20 protein-coding genes, 3 tRNA genes and 1 pseudogene are annotated in these 21,287 nt (G+C 48.0%); 3 read left to right on the plus strand and 21 right to left on the minus strand.

Features of this window, described 5'->3' with window-relative positions; all coding sequences use genetic code 11:
• Positions 1-3 precede the first annotated feature (3 nt).
• Positions 4-594 (minus strand): sigma-70 family RNA polymerase sigma factor, encoded by a 591-nt coding sequence (locus BUC50_RS07885; protein WP_013048889.1) that lies wholly within the window; start codon positions 592-594, stop codon positions 4-6.
• A 64-nt stretch (positions 595-658) separates the two neighbouring features.
• Entirely contained in the window at positions 659-1,315 is a 657-nt protein-coding gene (cobC, locus tag BUC50_RS07890; protein ID WP_286677316.1) for an alpha-ribazole phosphatase, read from the minus strand.
• A 571-nt stretch (positions 1,316-1,886) separates the two neighbouring features.
• On the opposite strand from cobC, the gene BUC50_RS07895 reads away from it, so the two are divergent.
• Both BUC50_RS07895 and BUC50_RS07900 read left to right on the plus strand, forming a co-directional pair.
• A complete protein-coding gene (locus BUC50_RS07895; RefSeq protein WP_286677317.1) occupies positions 1,887-3,911 on the plus strand; it encodes a serine hydrolase domain-containing protein in 2,025 nt (674 codons plus the stop codon).
• 425 nt (positions 3,912-4,336) lie between these two features.
• Entirely contained in the window at positions 4,337-5,503 is a 1,167-nt protein-coding gene (locus BUC50_RS07900; protein WP_286677318.1) for a site-specific integrase, read from the plus strand.
• Positions 5,504-5,537: 34 nt separating this feature from the next.
• Here the strand turns inward: BUC50_RS07900 and BUC50_RS07905 are convergent, their stop codons facing one another.
• From BUC50_RS07905 to BUC50_RS09670, 5 genes and pseudogenes are all read right to left on the minus strand, one after another.
• On the minus strand, positions 5,538-6,767 hold the full coding sequence (locus tag BUC50_RS07905; protein ID WP_286677319.1) for a type II restriction endonuclease: 1,230 nt from the start codon (positions 6,765-6,767) through the stop codon (positions 5,538-5,540).
• Positions 6,751-7,221 carry a very short patch repair endonuclease gene (locus BUC50_RS07910; RefSeq protein WP_286677320.1) on the minus strand — a complete coding sequence of 157 codons (471 nt, stop codon included), beginning with the start codon at positions 7,219-7,221 and terminating at the stop codon, positions 6,751-6,753. Before BUC50_RS07910 ends, BUC50_RS07905 begins: the two co-directional genes overlap by 17 nt.
• Positions 7,214-8,473 (minus strand): DNA (cytosine-5-)-methyltransferase, encoded by a 1,260-nt coding sequence (gene dcm, locus BUC50_RS07915; protein ID WP_286677321.1) that lies wholly within the window; start codon positions 8,471-8,473, stop codon positions 7,214-7,216. The genes BUC50_RS07910 and dcm overlap by 8 nt, the downstream gene beginning before the upstream one ends.
• Before the next feature lie 142 nt (positions 8,474-8,615).
• Entirely contained in the window at positions 8,616-9,044 is a 429-nt protein-coding gene (locus BUC50_RS07920; RefSeq protein ID WP_286677322.1) for a hypothetical protein, read from the minus strand.
• A gap of 24 nt (positions 9,045-9,068) precedes the next feature.
• Positions 9,069-9,635: pseudogene (locus tag BUC50_RS09670) on the minus strand (DNA-primase RepB domain-containing protein); the annotation flags it as partial.
• 323 nt (positions 9,636-9,958) lie between these two features.
• Here BUC50_RS09670 and BUC50_RS07925 point away from each other — a divergent pair.
• The gene (locus BUC50_RS07925; RefSeq protein ID WP_286677323.1) at positions 9,959-11,422 is read left to right on the plus strand and encodes a site-specific integrase; all 1,464 of its coding nucleotides are present in this window, start codon (positions 9,959-9,961) and stop codon (positions 11,420-11,422) included.
• Positions 11,423-11,880: 458 nt separating this feature from the next.
• On the opposite strand, the gene BUC50_RS07930 is transcribed toward BUC50_RS07925, so the two are convergent.
• From BUC50_RS07930 to BUC50_RS07995, 14 genes are all read right to left on the minus strand, one after another.
• Positions 11,881-12,678 (minus strand): hypothetical protein, encoded by a 798-nt coding sequence (locus tag BUC50_RS07930; RefSeq protein ID WP_286677324.1) that lies wholly within the window; start codon positions 12,676-12,678, stop codon positions 11,881-11,883.
• On the minus strand, positions 12,675-13,505 hold the full coding sequence (locus BUC50_RS07935) for a helicase RepA family protein (protein ID WP_286677325.1): 831 nt from the start codon (positions 13,503-13,505) through the stop codon (positions 12,675-12,677). The genes BUC50_RS07930 and BUC50_RS07935 overlap by 4 nt, the downstream gene beginning before the upstream one ends.
• A gap of 2 nt (positions 13,506-13,507) precedes the next feature.
• Complete coding sequence (locus tag BUC50_RS07940; protein ID WP_286677326.1) at positions 13,508-13,813, minus strand: helix-turn-helix domain-containing protein; 306 nt, start codon at positions 13,811-13,813, stop codon at positions 13,508-13,510.
• 254 nt (positions 13,814-14,067) lie between these two features.
• A tRNA-Thr gene (locus BUC50_RS07945) sits at positions 14,068-14,143 on the minus strand.
• 15 nt (positions 14,144-14,158) lie between these two features.
• A tRNA-Glu gene (locus BUC50_RS07950) sits at positions 14,159-14,234 on the minus strand.
• A gap of 4 nt (positions 14,235-14,238) precedes the next feature.
• A tRNA-Lys gene (locus tag BUC50_RS07955) sits at positions 14,239-14,314 on the minus strand.
• Between the two features lie 158 nt (positions 14,315-14,472).
• Entirely contained in the window at positions 14,473-15,873 is a 1,401-nt protein-coding gene (gene argH, locus BUC50_RS07960) for an argininosuccinate lyase (RefSeq protein ID WP_286677327.1), read from the minus strand.
• Positions 15,854-16,441, minus strand: coding sequence for a DUF501 domain-containing protein (locus BUC50_RS07965; protein WP_286677328.1), 588 nt, complete (start codon positions 16,439-16,441; stop codon positions 15,854-15,856). Before BUC50_RS07965 ends, argH begins: the two co-directional genes overlap by 20 nt.
• A gap of 41 nt (positions 16,442-16,482) precedes the next feature.
• Positions 16,483-16,902: a S1 RNA-binding domain-containing protein gene (locus BUC50_RS07970; RefSeq protein WP_013048894.1), complete on the minus strand. Its 420-nt coding sequence runs from the start codon at positions 16,900-16,902 to the stop codon at positions 16,483-16,485.
• Positions 16,903-17,071: 169 nt separating this feature from the next.
• Complete coding sequence (locus BUC50_RS07975) at positions 17,072-17,446, minus strand: response regulator (protein WP_286677329.1); 375 nt, start codon at positions 17,444-17,446, stop codon at positions 17,072-17,074.
• Positions 17,447-17,531: 85 nt separating this feature from the next.
• A complete protein-coding gene (gene codY, locus BUC50_RS07980) occupies positions 17,532-18,377 on the minus strand; it encodes a GTP-sensing pleiotropic transcriptional regulator CodY (RefSeq protein WP_286677330.1) in 846 nt (281 codons plus the stop codon).
• A gap of 21 nt (positions 18,378-18,398) precedes the next feature.
• Positions 18,399-19,805 carry an ATP-dependent protease ATPase subunit HslU gene (hslU, locus tag BUC50_RS07985; RefSeq protein WP_286677331.1) on the minus strand — a complete coding sequence of 469 codons (1,407 nt, stop codon included), beginning with the start codon at positions 19,803-19,805 and terminating at the stop codon, positions 18,399-18,401.
• Entirely contained in the window at positions 19,802-20,344 is a 543-nt protein-coding gene (hslV, locus tag BUC50_RS07990; RefSeq protein ID WP_013048898.1) for an ATP-dependent protease subunit HslV, read from the minus strand. Before hslV ends, hslU begins: the two co-directional genes overlap by 4 nt.
• Positions 20,337-21,227 carry a tyrosine recombinase XerC gene (locus BUC50_RS07995; RefSeq protein ID WP_353743426.1) on the minus strand — a complete coding sequence of 297 codons (891 nt, stop codon included), beginning with the start codon at positions 21,225-21,227 and terminating at the stop codon, positions 20,337-20,339. The genes hslV and BUC50_RS07995 overlap by 8 nt, the downstream gene beginning before the upstream one ends.
• Positions 21,228-21,287 lie beyond the last annotated feature (60 nt).

Below are 21,287 nucleotides of genomic sequence, written 5' to 3' on the forward strand. Positions count from 1 at the left end.
TTCCTAGGTCTTCTTAGTGGTATGGTCGGGGAAAATCCAACTCCGAAGCCGTGCTACAGCATTTCGTCTGAGACGATACACGTGGCTAATATCAAGATCCTGTTTGTCGGCAACCTCTTTTGCCTCGCGTCCTTTATAAAACATCTCCCTTACTATTTCCCCTTCACGGTCAGGTAAATTCTTTATTTCCTGAGAAAGGGTAAGAAGGAGATCGTAGGTCTCATAAGAAAAATTGTCTTGTATTCTCATGTCTTCATCGTCCATGGGAATAGGCGCCTTGGCCTCACTTCTCTGGAGAAAATTAACCATTTGTCCTTTTATGCGGTAAAAGGCATAGGTGGTAAATTTAAGCTGGCGCTCCGGCTCAAATTTATCTACGGATTTAATAAGCGCAACCATGCCTTCCTGAATTAAATCGGGGTAGAGTGAAGGAGAGACATAGAATTTTTGAGCAAGCCAGAAAACAAGAGGCCGATAAGAAATAATCAGTTCCTCCCGGGCATCGTCATCTAAATGACAACGGGCCCAAAGCATCTCTTCTTTCTCTGGAGAAAGACGTAACTGGTTCTGTTCTTCATCCCATCTCCCGCTCAAAAAAAGCCTCCTCTCCTTATGCAGACATAACTATTGGAATTTTACCAGTTAGTTTCTATCTTGTCTAAGAAGAAAGGGGAAGTTGTTGAATGATTTCCCTCGGTACGTAAAGATGCATAGCATCGTTCAGAAAAGAAAGCATCATTACACTTCTGTAAGCGTGTATGGAAGAAATAGAACAATTATCGAGACGCATACGCCATACTAGGGAAGAACTGACCTTTAGAAGTTCAACAAGGGCCGTACGTATAGAACCTCCGTGGGCTATTACAAGGATTCGTTCTTCATCCCTTTTCAATATTTCATCAAGGATTTCCGCAACTCGCTGGCGAACCTCGTTAAAAGATTCCCCGCTCCTTGGGACAAGGGTTGAAGGATCTTTTCTCCATTGGCTATGCTCTTCAGGAAACCGCGCTTCAACCTCTGAAACAGAAAGTCCTTCCCATTCGCCAAAAGCAATTTCCTTTAGGCCTTCACGCACTTGAAGCACATTGCTGCTCTGCCGCGCTGCTATTATTTCTGCGGTCCGTCGTGCTCTGAGCAAAGGGCTTGTTACGATAAGATCTGCTTCAAAGGATGCCGCCAGGCGAAGGGAAACACGATCAGCCTGCTCAATGCCTTCCGCATTGAGAGGCACGTCACTTTGCCCCTGATACCTCATCTCATTATTCCAATCTGTTTGTCCATGACGAATAAATAGTATCTGCTTTTTCAGTGCCATTTGAAATCCCCTTTTATATTTTCATTCTGTGCCATTATACCGTTGCGCAATATAAAAGGCTTTGGGCTTTTGCTCTAACAGCAATAAGACTCAAAGCCTTTTATATTCTCTCTGTAGACCTGGAGCCGGCGGGCAAATTCGAACCGCCGACCTGCGCATTACAAGTGCGATTACAGGCCGCGGAACGTTGCTATTTGCAAGCCATCTTAAAAATCCTAACGTAAAATAGACAGATTTTAATTGCCTTGCGCTTTCATTGTTTTTATTTTACTTTGGCTGTATTATGCGACATACATGGAAGGTGTCAAAATTAAATTAACGGAGACACCTGCAAAAGGCCTACTGCGTACCAGGTTGAAATGAGTGGAGAAAAATAAGGTACGTTTGCTACAGACATCCTATCACAAAAAGCACTTGATGCGAAAACTCGGGTTAAGTGCATACCTGATCGCAGAGCCCGAATTAATGGACAGTACAAAGAGACGATATAGTGGAGACTAGAGAGGTGCAAATATTACACACGGGATTTCAAACTTGAAGCAATAAAACGTGTGAAAGGGAGGAAACATTAATGAAAACCCGTAAGGTGTTGCCTGTTCTTATGAGTCTTTCGTGTGTTGTATTAATTCTTTTCATCTTCATCTTGCCGTGTTCTGGCAATGTTCTTAATTACCCGAACACAGTTTCGACCGCAAGAGAAATAATATGGAAAACTATTATCTCCGGAGGGGGAAACTCCGCATCGGTAGCAGTGATGGACAGGGGCAATATAGTGTATTCGGAGGGATTCGGACCGGCAGACCGCTCACTTAACCGTCTCGTGGACAGAGACACCAGGTTCAATATAGGTTCGACGAGCAAAATGTTCGCTGCCGTAGCAATTCTGCTGCTGGCAGATGATGGTAAATTAAGCCTTGAAGACCCCGTGTTAAAGCATATACCTGAATTCGTAATGAAGGACCCCCGATACCGAGACATTACGGTACGAATGCTTTTCAATCATTCTTCAGGCCTGCCTGGCTCCACATTTGTTTTTGGGTACAGGGCTGACGAGGATCACCAGACCCTATTGCTTGAAACACTGAAGAATGCGGTTCTCAAGCACACCCCAGGTGAAATGAGTATTTACTGCAATGACGGTTTTACCCTGGCCGAGATGATCGTTGAGCGTGTTTCAGGAAAGTCATTCGCTTCGTTTGTCACCGAAAGGATATTTTCTCCCCTTGAAATGCGGAACTCAGGCGAGAGTGTTGGCGTTACTGGAGGAAAGATTGCAGAATTCTACGATGAAGAGGGAAATAAATATCCCCCCGAGGTCGTGACGGTGCTGGGCGCAGGCGGGCTCTCCTCCACTCCGGAGGACCTCTGCCGGTTTGGAGACAGTTTTGCCCCCGGTGGAAAGAACATTCTTTCAGATTCCTCGCTAAAGGATGTTCTGAAGGAACAGCCCACCCCCTTTTCTTCTTTATTGAAGGGGGATGCCCTTTTGGATGCCTTCGGTTGGGATTATGCACTCCTTCCAGCCTACCGGGAGAACGGATACCAGGTTCTGGGTAAGAGCGGCGGGACCTTGTTCTATTCAACCAATCTCCAAATCCTTCCACAGGAGCGGCTGGCGGTTGCAGTGACGTACTCCGGACAAGCTGGCGCCGCGGAAGCTACGCACCGTATTATGGAGGCGCTCATGAAGGACAAGGGGCTTCCCGGACCGAAACCGGTTTCTCCAGTCAAACCTCCAGAGCCACAGCCCATTCCCGATGAGTTTTTGAAACTTGCAGGATTCTATGTAAACACACAAGAAGCTGTTCGTATGGTCTTTGACAATGAGAGTCATACGCTGAACATCTATCCCCTCGCTTCTCCTTCGGAAGACGGAGAGTCGAAAGAGAATAAACAGAAGCCGATTCTTTCACTGGTTCACAACGGAGGCTTATTTCATGATTTTGCAACTGGTTACCGATATTACTTTATCACGGGAGAAAAGACAGTTTATCTTGTCGTGGAAGAAGTCCCGCGGTACGGGGCAGATATTCCCATGTTCCAGAAGATTGATCCGGTAGAAAAACCAAAAAGTCTGTCGGTGGCAATGGACGGCAGGTTTTGGCTTATACGCAACGCCTCTCCCTTTGTGCAGCTTCCTAACGACCTATTGGTAAAATCTGAAGAGTACGGCGATCTCCCCGGGTATGTGAAATTCTTTGGAGTAAACAGGGTGGAAACCCCCGACTTTGGAGCAATTGCCGCAACAGGCTTTCGCGATCAGTGCAATATCCGGCTTTTTAAGAAAGACGGCGCTGTCCGTTTGAAGGCGATGCAGTTCGTCTATTCGGGGGAGGATATTGCAGGAACGCTAGTACCAGGGGGAAATACCATAGTGATCGGATCTGAGGGCGAAAACGAATGGAGGAAAGTCGAACAAGGAGGAATTATGTCCATCGAAAAGCCCGCAAATGGCAGGGTGATCGTTTTTCCCGGACGGCAGGTAGAGAAAGTTTACGATAGCATTGTAGACAGCAGCGAAATCTCCGTACCCGGGGGAAGCCTGGTGTTCCTGGCAGGAGAACCGGGAGATTCTTTTTCGATAATAGTGCGGTAAATTTGTCCGTTTTTCCCATTTCCAACAAAAACGGCGGCAATAAATTCGATTGGCTGAGTATACTTCTGGAGGCGCTTTTTCAGCGAAATGCGATGGCGTCTTCAATATGCTTCGGATCGGCAGAGGACTTACAAGGGCGAAAGGGCTCACATGGGGAACATACTTATGAAATATTAAAAAGGGCGTTTCCAAGAATCTTGGAATCCCTTGCTAACTCTGGAGCCGGCGGGCGGACTCGAACCGCCGACCTGCGCATTACGAGTGTAAAACCACAGCTCCAAAAGCTACTATTTGCAAGCATAAATAAAAAGCATCGCCAGTGAAATAGACATTTTATGATTACAGTGTGTTTTTGTTGTTTTTATTTTGCTATGGTTGTATTATCCTGCTGACACACGGGTGACACACGAGAAAAGAGGGAAAAGATGAATTTTACGGAAACGGGCATCAGTAAAATGAAAGCCAAAAAAATGCGGTATGACACCCCTGATGATAAAATCCCCTCACTCTACCTGCGAATAGAACCTTCGGGCGTAAAAACCTGGTATGTCTACTACCGCCATCCAGTGACACATTGCCGGGTTCGCAAAAAAATTGCACCACAGGAACAACTCACTGTGGCACAGGCTAGGGAGTACGCAAAAAACTTTGTCGCAACAGTAATTCTAACAAAAGAGGACCCTGTTCAGGCAGAAAAGAAAATGCGCAGCCGGTTAACCCTAGAGGAGGTAGTGAATAAGTACATCCCTTGGATGAAACTCCACCGAAAGAGTATCAGGCAATCGGTTACAATGCTGAAGAGTTTTGAGCCACTTTTTCCTACCATAGCCGAAGATTTATCTCCTGCTGATATCACACGATGGAAACAAACTCTCACGCTTTTAAAACCCGAAATAAGCCCCAAAACCATCAATAGGAGAGTAGCCCTTCTAAAGGGAATGCTTTCTTGGGCCGTGCGAGAGGGACATATAAACACAAACCCATTGAGGGGAACCGTCGAAATGCTGAAAGAAGGAGATAACGGCAGAGTGAGGTACCTCACACCAGAAGAACGTGAAAAATTACTTCAAGCCTTGGAAAAGAGAGATAGCGAGGAAAAGGACTACCTCAGGTGTGCAGTTCTTCTGAGCCTCAACAGCGGCATTCGAAAAGGGACTTTACTAAAATTGCGCTGGGAGTATGTAGACTGGAATAACAAAACCCTAACTCTACCAGCCCAAATTATGAAGGGCGGCAAAACCAAAATAGTACCGCTCAACCCCATTGCCCTTGAGGCTTTAATCGACTGGAGAAACCGGTCCGCACCACAAGCCGCTGAAGGTTATGTTTTCCCCGGAGACACCCGCGACGGACACTTGGGAGACGTCAAAAATCCGTGGAAAACTCTCTTAAAAAGGGCCGGAATCGGAGGGTTTAGATGGCACGATATGAGACACGATTTTGGCTCTCAGCTAGCGATGCAAGGCGTTGACATACTAGTAATTAAAGAGCTAATGTGTCACGAAAGCTTAAAAATGACTCTTGTGTACTCTCACCTTGCGCCACAGCATCTTGAGAAAGCTGTAGCAAAGCTTTCATCACTTTATTCTTAGCAACTGATAGCTTGAGTCTTGATCTGCGTTGGAGCTAAATTGCAAGGAGGCGCAAATCGCCAATGAAACTTTCGAGCGAAACAAGATGCTGTCTGATGCCTTGGGGGTAGTGAGACACCAAAGGGGAAGGGACAACAAGCCGGACATTTGACAAAATCATTTCTTTAAATTGATTCTCCGAAACCCCCTCCTGCAATGTCAGCAGGTGTTTCTCCTTTATTCTGTCTGCCTCGTTCAGTATCTGTCGCCATCTGTCCTTGCAAGTCGTTTTTAGTGCAAGCATTCGTAATTTCGTGTCAGGAAAGCTGGGATTCTTGTAGGCAAGCTCGGAAGGAAAAAGGAAATCGGGGGTCTTCCCATCCTCTGACTCCGGCTGAAAAGAAAAATGAATACCTTCTATAAAATTCTCTTCTATCAGAATATTTCTCGTATGGAGCTCCAAGGAATGACCAGAGCGTGACTTTCTGCGCTGCAAGATAGTTTGTGCAAGGCTGATAAAGGATTCAATCGAATTAAAACCTTTTTTAATCAGAGGTAATTCTACAGCCTCTTCCAAGGACTGGTAAATCTCGTACTCGCATCTCCTCCTCCTAATCAGCCTATTATCAGGTGACAACCTCTGTCCGTCAAAGGGGCGCATTTCAATAGTTTTTGCAATAACCTCATTGCCAGCGGGATACTTTGAATACCACTGAACTGGTATTTCTTCAGGCATCAGACGGCAGGACGTCCTTGAGACATCTTCTCCCTCTCTCTTGAAGAGCGAGTCGGAAGTCCATATTTTTCCTTTCCCTGGTTCAATCGGTCCAGTAATATCCTCCAAATACTCTTCTTCGAGAGCATCCCGGCAGACCCAGATGTGGCATTCTCTTGAGTTGTTTTTTCCCTCAGGTAAAAAAGCGAATGCCGTCAGAGCTCCTGTATTTTCCGGGTCAAGAAGAGCCGACTCACTCCCTCCAAAGCCTGTTAAGCGGGCTTCATTTCGCGTTCCCGAAAGACTATGGAGCCTGTTGTTGTACCAGACAGCACGAACTTCGCGAAAATCAGAATGAGAATCAACTACTATATTGAACAAAACATCCGGATTGCGAATTTCTGGACGGTTGAGTGAGGGAAAAACCAAGAAAAGCAAATCTTTTGGCATATACGGACCAGCTTGGTGGGAACCGTTTGCGAGAGTATCATTACCGGAGAGGCGTTTGAGGTACCAAACCCAACCACTTCCCGAAAAATCCTCTATCCAGTCATTAATCGTGATCTGCATCCCGTCGCCCCCTTAAGACTTTCAAACAATCGTTTCCATACAACCAGGATGATATTTCCTCAATTATGCGTTCGGGATTCTGTTTGAATTTTCCTTTCAAAGCACATTCCCAAACAATTAGGACACGCCACCCAAGATGCCGAAGCTGAGAAACTGCAAGTTCATCTCGTTCGCGATTTTTCTGGATTTTTTTCTCCCAGAAGTCTCGTCTTGTTGAAGGCAGTTTGAACAGATGACAGTTATGACCGTGCCAAAAACAACCGCTGACAAAAATTACTCCACGAAACCTGGGAAACACTAAATCTGGCTTTCCGGGAAGCTTGGTGCTATGCAAACTGTAACGAAAGCCTTTTGCGTGCAGAGCCTTCCGGACAAAAAGCTCCGGTCGGGTATCCACAGAACGGATACCCGACATCATCTGGCTTCGCTTTTCTTTTGATACTATATCAACCAACCGGAAACCCCTCCAGAGAGAGCTGACGCAACATAACCGGGTGACCTTCGGAATTCAGAATCCACGGAAGCATATGCCTGGCAACTGTCTCTACCACAGGGACTACGACGGCATTGCCAAACTGCCTGTAAGCCCTGGTGTCCGAAACGGGGATGAGGAATTTACTTTCACCCGGTTTGTCAAATCCCATCAAACGCGAACATTCCCGTGGGGTGAGTCTTCTCGGGTTTTTACCGCTTTGCATTATCAAAATTTCGGAACCATCTTTGTGGTACCTTGCAGAAAGAGTCCTTGAAATATCGTCTCTGCCAACCAGGGAATAGCCAAATCCATTACCTTTCTCACGATGTTTTCTTGCGTAATCTTGAAGGTACTGCCACAAGTGGTCTGAAAGGGTGTATTTGGGCAAGACCCTGCCGGACTTATCGATAAATTGACTGTTAGCAGAGTAATCCTCAGTGCCGTCCTCGGGATGCAGGATTGCATCCAGTTTCGGTCCTTCAGTAGCATCCGGGATACTCAGGCTGTTAAAGGAAAAATCGGTTGTGTCTCTGAAGCCAGCAATAAAAATACGTTCCCGGTGCTGTGGAACCCAGGGTTTCGCGTCAATGACACGAAATTGAACGTGATAGCCCAAGTCATTTGACAGGGTGTCACGTATGATTTTAAAAGTTCGGCCTTTGTCGTGATTCACGAGATTTTTGACGTTTTCGAGCAGAAAGGCTCTGGGACGGTGATACGCCAATATACGAGCGACATCGAAAAATAGCGTTCCCTGCGTTTCACAGTTGAAACCGTGAGGCCTGTGGAGCGAGTTTTTCTTGCTTACTCCAGCAATGGAAAAAGGCTGGCAGGGAAAACCTGCAAGCAAAATATCGTGCTCAGGAATTTCTTTTGCATCAATTTTGGTAATATCCCCGTTAACAGGGTGGTCACATTCAAAGTTTGCCTTATATGTTTTCTGGGCATATTCATCCCATTCGCTTGTAAAAACACATTTTCCTCCGAGTACTTCAAAACCTTTCCTTAAGCCCCCAATCCCTGCGAAAAGATCTATAAACGTGAAGCTTGTCTGCTCAAGTATGTTTTTTTCACGAGCAACACGGGATTCCAAGATTTTGACTGCACTCTCTCTCGGTTTTATTTCCCCCCGAAACCATCGATGAACTGTCCTTGGAGAATAACCAACAAGCTCGGAGATTGACTGTTGGGATAAACCAGTTTTTATGACCAGTTCTGCGAAGTAATTCAAACACACCCCTCCCCTCTGGGATATTTTTTGACATTATGGCAAAATTATACCCAGAGGTCAAGGAATTGAACGTTAAAAAAGCAAGCACACTGCCGCCCGCCCGCCTCCCCCTCCAAGGGGGGCGGGTCATAAGGGCAGAAAATTAAAGTTTCACTTCCGGTTCATCACTGAGAGCCGAATCAAGCGTGGTCCAGATATAGGACTTCAGGTTCGGATGCCGCTCTGCCACTCTGGGGCTGCAACGGGCGAAAGGCCCAACGAGATCCTCCGGGGAAAAACCCTGCCTCAAAAGTTTTTTACACACCCTGTAATCAATTGTGCTATCGTCCCTGTTGGGGTAAACCCCGCGAAAAACTAGTGCTGTGGACCAAGCGCTTTGTTTTCTCCATTCCCTCAAAAAAACTTCGTCCAGGGGCGTGGGGACACCGAAATCGACTCTTTCCGGTTCCTCCCTCGTCCTCTCCGGCTGCACACGAGGAGGCCGTACCCTGATAGTTTCTCGACACTCTTCAAGCTCTGCCGTGGCAACGGGGCATACCGCACCGGGACGATAGAGCTCGATTTTAGTCAAAAAATCCCCCCTCCCAGTTTTTTTGTTCTGAAAGCCGCACACCCGAAAGGGGTGGATGGCGCCAGAAATGCCCCGGTCACCGCCGCACCCGTCCGGTAGGCAGTTTAGTCGCTGTAGCAGGAAATTTGCGGCGCTCTGCTCAGCGGGAGAAACTTCTGTTTTGGGTGCTTTAAGGATAACCTGGAAATTGTCTTGAGAACTCGTCTGCACGAGACAGGGGGAGTAACGGGTTTTGATATACTCGACTCCGCTGGCTGTAAGATCATCCAAGAGTAGGTAGTGAAATTGGCTGTCAATTGGCGCAACGTATACGTCATACCTCTCCACATTCCGGTACTGTAGAGTAGGGAAATTTTTCACCACATCCTCAGCTCTCCACAGAACTTCGTCCTCACCTGGTCGCTTGCACAAGTTGATTACGTGCGGATCGTCCTCTGAGCGGGGCCTTTCCGGATGCCGTTCATTCCAGCGCCGGTTCAGCTCCCTCACCCTCACCGCGTCCCGGTCCACTGCCGTCAACCGGTACTGTGGAGCCGACAAACACGACTCCTGTCGATGCCACGCTTGAAGTCTCAAATTTCTACTGTCCATAGAGTATTGCCTCCCGTTTTTTTCTTTAGGTTATCTGCGGCGAGGCGGCAAAACAAAAAAACTTCCTGCGAACCACCTAAGGGAGAGGGGGTTGGGTGGGTGCGGCTCCGGGGGTGGATTTTGACCTGAAAGGGTTCGAGTGCCCCCTCCGGCCTCTGGGGCCAGGAGGAGGGGGGACGCGAACCCGCCCTGAAAAGCGGAGCGAGTCAGGGCAGAGCCCCCGGAGGGGGCGACTCCCCGCGGGACGCCGGGGAGGGTCGACTTTTGTTTTGGGTTTGGGTTTGGTCATCCCGCGACCGCTACACTAAAAGCGGGGTGATAAAATGGATATTTTCATAGAACAAATCGGCATAGAACAAACTTCAGAGCGGAAGGAAGAAATTTTCTTCCCGGTGTGGGAAGAAAATAAAAGAGCTGTTTTTGAGGACCTTAGTACAAATTTTCTTCACGCCAGCGAAAAGGGCAGAGCGGCCCTCGCTGTGGCAAATACTCTTTCAGATGAGTGGTGGCAAAAAAGGGAAAGTGAGGAGCCGTACCGTCTGGTGCAGGAGTTGTACCGCTATGCCGACGAAAGGGCCGCGCGAGAGGCCCGCCAGCAGCTGGAAAGGCAGGCCGGGGTCCCCGACGCTGCCCCGGTACCTGCACACGAGCGGGCCGTTACCGCCATTCCCCCCGGAATGGGCCCTCACCGCCCCTCACGTTTCAGTTGTGCTCCCCGCCGGGAGCGGACGGCTTCCGCACCTAAGCCTATGCAGGAGCAATCAACACCGACCCTTCAAAAACCACTTCCCCCCATTTCCGTTTCTGTTCCCGTAGACGAGGCAACGATGAAAGTGTTGGAGCGGACCAGAGAGAATTTTTTTCACCCCGAAAAGCGGGCTATATCGCCGTTTCCGGCTCCAGTCGTAAAAGATGAAAAAAAGTTGTCACCCCGGTCTCAGGAGGATTACCACCGACTGGAGAAACAGGTTTTGCGGGAGCTCAGAAAGAAAAGACTTTCCACAGGGTGGGATTTGGTTTTATACCTCATCCAGAGTGCCAGAGAGTTTTCTCTTTCGACGTATAAACGTCGAAGAGCTGTGGTTCTGCGCTTACTCGAAAAAAAAGCCCCGGGTGCCGGTGCGCTCATTCAGGCCTTGCCGCAGTACGGAGAGCTCTGCCGTTTGCTGGACAAGACTCCGTCGCGCCGCAGTACGGCAGTCACCGAGGCCCGCAGGGCTAAGCAGAGTGAAAGAGTTTTTAGCCGGCTACTATTACACCTCCCCCCCCAGCATCAGGATGCGATTTTGGCCCTGCGCCACACGGGAGCTCGCAGCAGCGAGGCGGCCAGCCTACGCTTGGAGCGGACACCGGAGGGCATCCGCGTATCTATCACCTCCGCGAAAACCGGAGCGAGGCGCAAAAAAACGGGCCAGACGGTGCGCTCGTGGGTGGTTCCCGAGTGCTCAGCGGATGGAGCCGTGCTCGCCGGCATCCTCCACCGGAGAGGGGCACACCCCGCCCCGTTTTCTGCTCACGCACTACGGAGTGCCTGGCATCGGGCGAGGGTTAAGGAGGGACTGAACAGAGACAGCGGTTGGGATTTACACAGCCTGCGCCATCAGTTTGCCGGGGAGCTCAAAAAGAATCGAGTGGCCGAGCTCCGGGCCAAGTACGGCCCGGACTGGCGCCGACACCTGTACGGGCGGGATTGGAGAAACTCACAAAAGTACATTGAGGGGTTTTATCGGCCCGTCGCAGACCGCCTCGGACACTCTTGCGCCGCGATGGCCAAAATCTATGGTTAGGACTCTGCTCAGATCTGTTTGTTGCATCCACACGAAAAATCTTTAAAAATCTGTCTGGATGCAACAAAGGGAGGAGAAGAGCGGAGGCTACAGCCCGGCCTTGGCTTCGCTCTTCAGCTCCGCCTGTGGCCGAGCGCCTCCGTCCCTGTACTCACAGCTACTTGAGGGGGGAAGCCCTCCGGGCAAGGAATTCAAGAGGTTCCTTTGCCCTTATCACCCGCCCCCCTGTGGGGGGGGGGCGGGGAGGGCGGACGTGTGCGTGAGCTCCAGTTTTTCCTTTTTCATAAAAAAACCAGGGGTATCTAATGCCCCTGGTTTTGCTTTCCTTTCTTTAAGTCTTTAAGACTTAAGCACATTTTATACTCGTTCAAAACGTGTAATACCAACAATTCGCATCGCTTTAACATACCAGAATTCTACTCTTTTCTACCAGAATTCTACTCTTTTCTACCAGAAATCTACACCTCAAAAATTGCTCCTAGACTCCCTTTTTTACGTGAAATTTTTATCTGTTCTTCTCCAACCTCTACCCTAAAACCTCCAGAAGCTAGCTCAATCAACGTTTTTTTTAGTGCCTGCTTTTGCTTCCAGCTTGCTTCCCAGCCGTCAATTTCTGCGAGCTTTCCCAGCTGCTGCCAAGTCCCCACCCAGGCCTGTCTGCCATAAAGAGTGTACGCCAGTAGTCTGGCAATGTTCCCTCGCAGGGATAGCAGATGGGTTAGGGAAATCCTTAGACCAGTCACATCCAAGCCTTTTACAAAGTCGGCAAGAATTGAAAGGGTAACCGTGTCTTCGTGCTTTTGAAACGTAACATCATTAAAAATTCCAGTTAGAATCACACGACGAAACGGCAGTGGTTTACGACGCTGTTTATATTTCCGGCCATCCCCGCGAGCACCATCTACTTCTATGTCATACTGCACACCTGTCAGAATTTTAATTGCCCGCTCCCACGCAGCCCTGTCCTGTTTCGTACGACCAAATCCGGCGCGTCTGCGCCACTCTTTGCCGTGTATGGTCAGTGTGACTCGGGTCCCGTCAGTTTCAACATCATCGGCCTGGACAAACGTCAAAGCTGCCAAGAACACCAGTAACTCCCTCACGCGAGGAGTTTCAGGGGCAGACACGCTGATAATGTCTCCGTAGTCATTGATTTTTTTTAGGTCAAAACCCTTGGCAGGTACCTGCACCGGGAAAAAAGGCGGAAAATGGACTAAGGGCTGGGGTACCTGTACGACACAGTTATCCTTCGTCACCGGTACATTCCTCCCTTCTTGTCCTCCGCCGCCACAAGAATACCTGTGCGGGTCCTGTGCAGAAGCACAGGGTCCGGGAGCCGACACCCGTTGACCTTAACCCAAGTTAGGGCGAGGGGGTTATCCTCAGGAATCCCCAAGTCGTCCGCTGCGGGTACCCTGCTCAGGGTCATAGTGCACCGCCCATCGTCTACGATGCTGCTTGCCCCTCTGGGAGACTGCTGACTGGCACCCGCACCATTGAGTACGGCCGCCTTACTGGTGTGATGCGCCACCAGAATAGCGCACCTCGTCCTCCCAGCAACTTCTCCGAGAACCCAGAGGAGTCGTTTCATTTCACCATTGTCATTTTCATTGGCTTCGTGCAAGCGACTCAGCGGATCCAGTATGACCAGTCGCATTCCCTCGCACTGCCGCTCCAGCCAGGCTTTTGCCTCAGAATTTTCCACACCGCCCCTTCTTATTAAAGGTAAACTTGCCCCCTCGAGTGGGGACGGAAAAAAGGTTTCTACGGGAGGCGTGGTCAGGTCAACGAATTCCAAAAAAAGTGACACCAAGCGGTTGTGAATATCATCATAGTCCTCTTCAAAAGATAAATAGCGCACAGGGCCCGGTACCATCGGCGTGAGCCCCGGGATGAGTGTCTGGCCTGATGCGACAGACATCGCCATCTCCAGTAGCAAAAAACTTTTCCCTGTCCCGCCGGGGGCTGAAAGGGTGCCGGCCTTACCTGCCAGTAATCCAGGAAGAACAAAAAGGCGTTCGCGAGGGGACATAAAAACCCCCTCGGAAAAATCGACAACAGGGAGTACATCAGGAAGGTTCATAACTACATCTCCCCGCCGGTGTGCTCAGACTCCTGCGGAACCGGTACAGGGCCCCCTCTATAGTTTTTTGGCAGCCGGCGCAACCACGCGTCCAAGTCTTCCTTCAGATACCGGGTGGCCCCAGCAATGGAAATATCAGGCGGAGGCCCCATTCGGTCCTTGATTTTTCCCGTCATTCGTATGGTCCTCAGGTACGAGTACGAGATTTCGAGATATTCCGCTGCCTGTTTCGTGGTGAACACCATTTTCGGCACTCCACCGATAAGAGTAACCTTGACTTCCCCATTTTCTTTTTTTGTCCGTGCCATAGCTATGTACCTCCACTTTCCAGGATGTACAAGCTAGTTTTCCTGCGGGGGGTATCACAAAACAAAGAAAGCCCTAAAAAATAAGAAGATGCAATATTTAGTCTTTATATAGGGAGAGTCTTTTGGTCAGATTTTTAAAAAAGAATTATGGGTGGAAGTATGAGTATGGGAGTTGGTATTTTTTCGGGTGACACACGGGTGACACACGGGTAAAAAAGAGAGCCCCCGAGATTTTCGGGAGCCCTTGCTATTACTGGAGCCGGTGTCCAGACTTGAACTGGAGACCTGCGCATTACGAGTGCGCTGCTCTACCAACTGAGCTACACCGGCAGTTAAATTTAAAAATGGCGGTCCCAACGGGATTTGAACCCGTGTCGCAGCCTTGAAAGGGCTGTGTCCTAGACCACTGGACGATGGGACCGCTATGGTGAGCCGTGTGGGAGTCGAACCCACGACGCCCGGATTAAAAGTCCGGTGCTCTGCCAACTGAGCTAACGGCTCGTGCATTCGACCTGTTACTGCCGTTACGCAAGGGTTTATTCTACAGAAAAAACGCCGCAAGTCAAGCCCTTTTTAAAAATCTCAGGATTGAAAGTTTTCTGATAAGGGCAATCTCGGCCTGCCAAATAGCTTTTGCCTGCCTTTACTTGGTTTCATATTCAACTGGAAGAGCAGGCGTCATCTCTCTTCTTTTGAGACGCGAGCCACCCATCCCCTTCCTCTATTTGCCGATCTACACATATAAAACCTGTTCCTCCATAGGTTTGCCGCCTGGCAACACTCTCTTTAAGAGAAAGAATGGATAAAAGGTCTTCTTTCGCTTCTGGAATAATAGCTTTCCACTCAGACAGGGTCAGATCCAGAAGAGACCGCCCGTTATCGAGACAATAGCGAACAAGCTGTCCGGCTTTCCAGTGAGCGTCTCTGAAAGGAACACCTTCCTTAACCAGATACTCGGCCACATCGGTAGCAAGGATCATACCATTTTCCATTCCTAAAACAGCTCTTTTTTCCTCAACTTCTACACGAGACAAAAACTCTGGCAGAATTTCTATAATCGAGAGAATAACGGCAAGAGATGCCAGAAGACCTCGTTTATCTTCCTGCAAATCCCGATTATATGTCATGGGCAGTCCTTTTAGCATAACAAGCAAATCAACGAAGTGTCCTATGATTTGTCCTGTCCTTCCACGGGTCAGCTCCAATACGTCGGGATTTTTCTTCTGGGGCATCATGCTCGAGCCCGTGCAGAAAGCGTCAGGAAGTTTAAGCCAGCCAAATTCCTGACTATTATAAATAATAAAATCCTCGGCCAATCTGCTGCAATGTATTGCAAACACCGCCGCAAAATAGTGATAATCAAGTAAATAATCTCTATGGGCTACAGAATCAAGACTGTTCTCCGTCGGATTCTTAAATCCAAGCTCCTTCGCAGTATAAAAACGATCAAGAGGCAATGTTGAACCTGCAAGGGCCCCTGCGCCGAGAGGGCAATCTTCCAGTGAGTCCAGAGCAGCCTGAAGACGGATGCAATCCCTTCGAAATGCCTGAAAATGGGACATCCAGTAATGGCCCATGCTCACTGGCTGAGCCTGCTGTAAGTGAGTGTATCCCGGAACAACAATATGGCGATGAGCATGGGCTCTTTCCAGAACTGCCTCAAGAAGGGTGAACATGCCTTGTTGAACCTTTTGCAGTCTATCACGTAAATAAAGGCGCAACGTCGTAGCAATCTGGTCGTTGCGGCTACGACCAGTATGAAGCTTCGCCCCCAGAGGTCCGAGCAATTGAGTAAGACGGTGCTCTATGTTCATATGCACATCTTCTAATTCAATAGAGGGGATAAAACTTTTCTCTTCTATTTCTTGTAAGACCTGACGAAGTCCGCCTTCTATTTTTTCTCCTTCGTCAGGGGACAAAAGACCGACAGAAACAAGCATTCTCTCATGGGCAATGCTCCCCTGGATATCAAAGGGAGCAAGGCACCAGTCCAGATCAAGAGACTGGGTGTAGTTCAAAACGATTTCTGCTGTTTCTTCACTAAAGCGCCCTTTCCACATTCCTTCCCCCTCCTTTTATAAAACATGGGTAGCACTCTGGAACGGGACAGCTAACCTGTTGCAGGTTTTGATGCAGCCACTCTCCGGCAGGGTGTGTTCTCAGCGTTAACCATGAAGCGACATGAAGATGAAGGCATTTTACTTTAAAAGAATTTTTATCCTGAATCCCTCCTACTCCTCCCCGACGCAAAGCCTTCCATAATGAAGGGCGTCTTTTTTGAAGGTACATTCTTTGGGCTGGAGGAAAAAGGGACATGCGTATATTCATATGAAGCACATGATAAAGAATCCAATCATGGAGAGAAACCCTTTTCTGTAGATATTCTTCTAAAGCCTTCACTCCCTGTTGAGATTCAAGTTCGCCGCACTTCTGAATAAGATAGGGGCACGTTAACCAAAAAGACGTGGGGAAAGGCCTTTTCTTCACCATTGGCCTGCATAGAAGAACTTGTGGAGCCCCCCATTGGCAGTAATAGACCACTCCTGCCACGATGTCGTTTTCAAACTTGCGATGAACCATTTGACGCTTCACAATTTCAATATCTTCTTTCGTAAGGCTCCAATACAAAGCAGGGGAGCTTAAGCTCCCCTGCTTTGTTATTATTCGGGTCATTTGCTTCTTTTGCTCCGTTTTTTGCTCGCTTTCGCATTATTTAACTTGCTATTGAGATCCGCTATTTTCTGATCGCTAATTTTTAGGAAATTCGATAGCTTTTTTTCAAAGTTATCCTCTGTCTCTTTAGGAGCAGAAGGAGCAACAGGAGGACGTTCTTCCATTTTTTTCAAGGAAAGATCAATCCGGTTTTTTTCGTCAATCTTGATCACTTTCGCCGTTACCTTCTTGCCGACCTCAAGAACATCTTCCACTTTCTTAACGTAGCTATACGAGAGTTCTGAAATGTGAATCATCGCTCTCTGTCCCGTGGAAAGGCGTACAAAAGCACCATAAGGCATGATCTGCTCCACTTCACATTCGACCGTATCCCCGACACTCACGGGAGCCTGGTCACTCCTCTTATCTTCTACCATCAGTTTTTCTACCCTCCAGAAGGCTAATATAAAATCTTTTTTAAAAACTAGTTAGACAAAAAGATCTGTTTTGGAATTATATCAAATTACTGGCGTTCCAGTCTCTTTAATATCCTATTCTTATTCGAAGCAATTTATATTATATAGATACCGTGCCTCTATTGGTGAACTATGGAACAATCCAGGCCAAGGCCCTGCTCAGAGCTTCCACTATCCGATCCGGCTGAAAAGGCTTCACAATAAAATCCAGCGCCCCGGCTTTGATCGCCTCTCTGACCATAGGTTGCTGTCCCATGGCACTCACCATAATAATCTTGGCCTCAGGATCTAAAGCTCTTATGGCCCTGAGCGCATCAATGCCATCCATCTTCGGCATTGATATATCCATTGTCACGATGTCAGGATGAAGCCTCTGATAAGCCTCCACCGCAACTTTCCCGTTCTCAGCTTCTCCCGCAACCTCAAAATTATTATTTAAAAGAATATCTTTCAGTATTATCCTCATAAAAACGGCGTCGTCAACTATGAGCACTCTTTTTCCCATGTATGCATCTCTCCTGTGTTGTGCTCCACTCGAAAGGGGAAAGGACAGTGAAAGGGGCTGATCAGCCCCTTTCACTGTTTTATTGTTAATTATTCTGGGTAAGAACCATCCCAAGTTCTTCTATAAAAAGAGGACTTAATATCTTAATAAAGGTTCCTTTCATGCCTAGGCTTCTGCTTTCGATAATCCCAGCGCTCTCCAGCTTTCTCAAGGCATTTACAATGACACTTCTTGTAACTCCCACACGATCCGCCACTTTGCTTGCAATGACAACTCCTTCATAAGCTCCAAGCTCTGCGATGATATGCTTTACAGACTCTACTTCGGAGTAGGAGAGAGCACGCATAGCCATCTGTACCACAAGGCGTTCTCTCGCCCGTTCTTCTATACTTCGTGTTCGGTCATGGAGTATTTCGATACCTACGAGAGTGGCAAGATATTCTGCCAAAATGAGATCTTTCATGTAGAAGGGGTTGAAGAACCTTACGAGAAGCAATGTCCCCAGCCGTTCTGCCGCGCTATAGATAGGAACATACAATAGATGCTTTTCTGGAGCTTCTTTCGGAGCGACCTCATCATCGAAAAGATATCCATCTGTTTCACTCAAAATGGACTCTCTATGCTGGTTCATTTTTTCCACAAAACTTTCTGGCATATATCCCCTTTCAAGGAAATTCGCCACTGCTTCTGAATGATACTCGCTAACCCATGAATGCCCTAGTATCCGCCCTTCTCTGTTAATGATATAGACATTGGCTGTTGAGAATTCACAAAGAAGTTTTGCCAATTTGCTATAATCTGGTTTCGTCCCTTCCCGCCGATTCTGAAGGGCCCTGCCTACCTGGCGAGTCTTATCAAGCAAATCTTTCATTGCTGGGTCATCAACTATTCCAATCTTATTCTCTGCTACTTTTTTGTCACTTTTTACCATTTCCGATCCCTCCTGCATGATTTAAAGCAAATACTTTCGTAAGTCTGTGTCTTCCATAAGAGGCGAAAGCCTCTCCTTTACAAACTGCGCGTCAATATCAACCACTTCACCTTGCCGCTCTGGCGCAGTAAAACTGATTTCTTCGAGAAGCTGCTCCACCATGGTATGGAGTCGCCGGGCTCCTATATTCTCCATCTCAGCATTCATTTTTTCGGCCATTGCCGCTATTTCCTCAATGGCATCTTCTGAAAACCGCACTTCAATGCGCTCTGTGCTTAAAAGTGCCTGATATTGCTTTATTAAACTGTTTTCGGGCTCCACAAGTATGCGGGCCAACTCTTCTCTCCCAAGGGGCTGCAATTCCACCCGAATGGGGAAACGGCCCTGGAGTTCCGGTACCAGGTCAGAGGGCTTAACACTCGAGAATGCCCCTGCTGCAATAAAGAGGATATGATCTGTTTTTACCGTGCCGTATTTTGTCTGCACGGTAGATCCTTCTACGATAGGGAGAAGGTCTCGTTGCACTCCTTCTCGACTTACATCAGGACCGCTGGAAGTTCCTCGGGCAACCACCTTATCTATCTCATCAATGAATATAATGCCCTCTTCCTGGGCCTTATCCAGTGCTTCTCTGGCTACAGACTCCATATCTATCAGTTTTTCTGCTTCTTCTGCCTGTAGGAGTTTCTTTCCATCTGATACTTTCATTCGACGCTTTTTTGTTTTTTTAGGAAGCAATCCACTCAGCATTTCGTTTATATTCATACCCATGGAATCCATCCCTGCTCCTCCAAGAATAGGAATGCCCATGGACGCACTCTCAGCAACTTCTAGCTCTACTTCCCGCTCATCGAGCTTTCCAGCCTTAAGAAGGGCATAGACCTTATTTCTTGTAGACTCCCGGATGGTGTCTTCTTCCTGAGGCGGCGTTTCTTCAGCTTCCTTACCTGAAAATATTTTCATAAAATCCGGCATAGATGTCTTTCGCTCCGGCCGTGGCAGCAAGGCATCCACAAGCCGCCATTCCGCCCGTTCCTCTGCAGGACCTTGAACTTCTTCTATTTTTACCCTCTTCACCATGGCTACTGCTGTTTCTACGAGGTCGCGTATCATGGAGTCTACATCCCGTCCAACGTAGCCCACTTCAGTAAATTTCGTCGCTTCTACTTTCACAAATGGGGCCAAAACGAGATCGGCCAGACGCCTTGCAATCTCAGTTTTTCCTACACCTGTAGGCCCCACCATAAGGATATTCTTCGGCGCCACTTCATTTGCAAGATCCCGGGGCAAATTTCGCCGGCGCATTCTGTTACGAAGAGCTATGGCAACAGCTCTCTTCGCCTTTTCCTGACCCACGATATATCTATCAAGGCACTCCACAATCATACGGGGCGTCAGATCCTGTTTGTCCTCGGCCAGAATGATCATTCTCCAATCACCTCTACCGTTATTTCCTTATCCGTATAAATACAAATATCCGCCGCAATCTCAATGGCCCTGCGAGCTATGTCAGACGCTTTTTTGTCACTGGACTCCATAAAGGCCCGTGCGGCGGCCAAGGCAAAACCAGCACCAGATCCAATAGCAGCTACATTATTTTCAGGCTCTAGGACATCTCCAGCACCAGAAAGCAAGAGCGTATGTTCTTCATCTGCCACCAGCATAAGAGCCTCAAGTTTTCTTAAAGCCCTGTCCAAACGCCACTCTTTTACCAAAGAGACAGCAGCTCTCATTAGATCTCCGCTATTTTCTTCCAGCCGGGCCTCAAAACGCTCTAAAAGGGTCATAGCATCAGCTGTGCTTCCCGCGAAACCGGCAAGAACCTTGCCTTTATAGAGTCGACGGACCTTACGGGCCCCCGCTTTTATAATCTGGTCTCCTAGGGTAACCTGTCCGTCACCGGCCATTGCCACTGAATTTTCTTGTCTTACACATAAAATCGTAGTTCCTTTAAACAGCTTAATCATCTCCCCTAGTTCTCGGAAAAGCCTCTATATAACTTTGTTTTAAATGCTCGGCCGTTACTGTGAGATACCGTTGGGTGGTGATAAGACTTTCGTGACCCAACAACTCTTGCACGACACGGATAGAGGCGCCCCCTTCAAGCATATGAGTGGCAAAACTATGGCGCAACATGTGGGGCGTTACACCAGATAGGCCCGCGCGTTTAGCGGCTCGATCGACAATGCGGCCAACTGTTCGAACTGTAAGATGACTCCCTTCTTCTCCGGTGAAAAGGAAAATACCCATTTGGGGGCAACTATCTCGCCAGTTATAGAGAGCCTTTATAGCCATCTTTCCGACAGGGATCATGCGTTCCTTATTCCCCTTGCCCTGCACACACACCCATCTCTCCGCAAAATCTATGTCTTCCCAGCGAAGGACCACTAGTTCGCCGATCCTGAGGCCGCAGCCATATAGCAGTTCCAGAACAGCTTTATCACGAATAGGATCAGCGCTCTTTGCACATCCCACTTCTATAAGCCTTGATACCTGCTCAACACTTAACGCGCGAGGCAACCGTCCCGGCAGACGCGGCCCCTTAACATTTTTTGCCGGATCCTTCCCCACCATTTTTTTATCTACAAGAAAGACAAACCAGTTTTTTATAGCTGAAAGCTTTCTCGCAACAGAGGATCTTGCATATCCAAAAGAAGCAAGAACACGCAAGTACTCCCGAATAATGCGAGTATCGACCTCAGATAGAAGGGTAACATTCTGTTCTAGAAGGTAATTGATAAACTGATTGAGATCAACAGCATAATTCTCTATTGTATACATTGACATACTTTTGGCAAAACGCATCTGTTCCAAATAATAATCCAGCGCAAAGGATAACTTTTCAACCATAACCATATTTTATCATTCTTTTCCTGCTACTTGACACTTTTCTAAAGAATCAGAATGCCA

This window comes from Aminobacterium sp. EBM-42, from assembly GCF_001896635.1.
Lineage (GTDB): Bacteria > Synergistota > Synergistia > Synergistales > Aminobacteriaceae > Aminobacterium > Aminobacterium colombiense.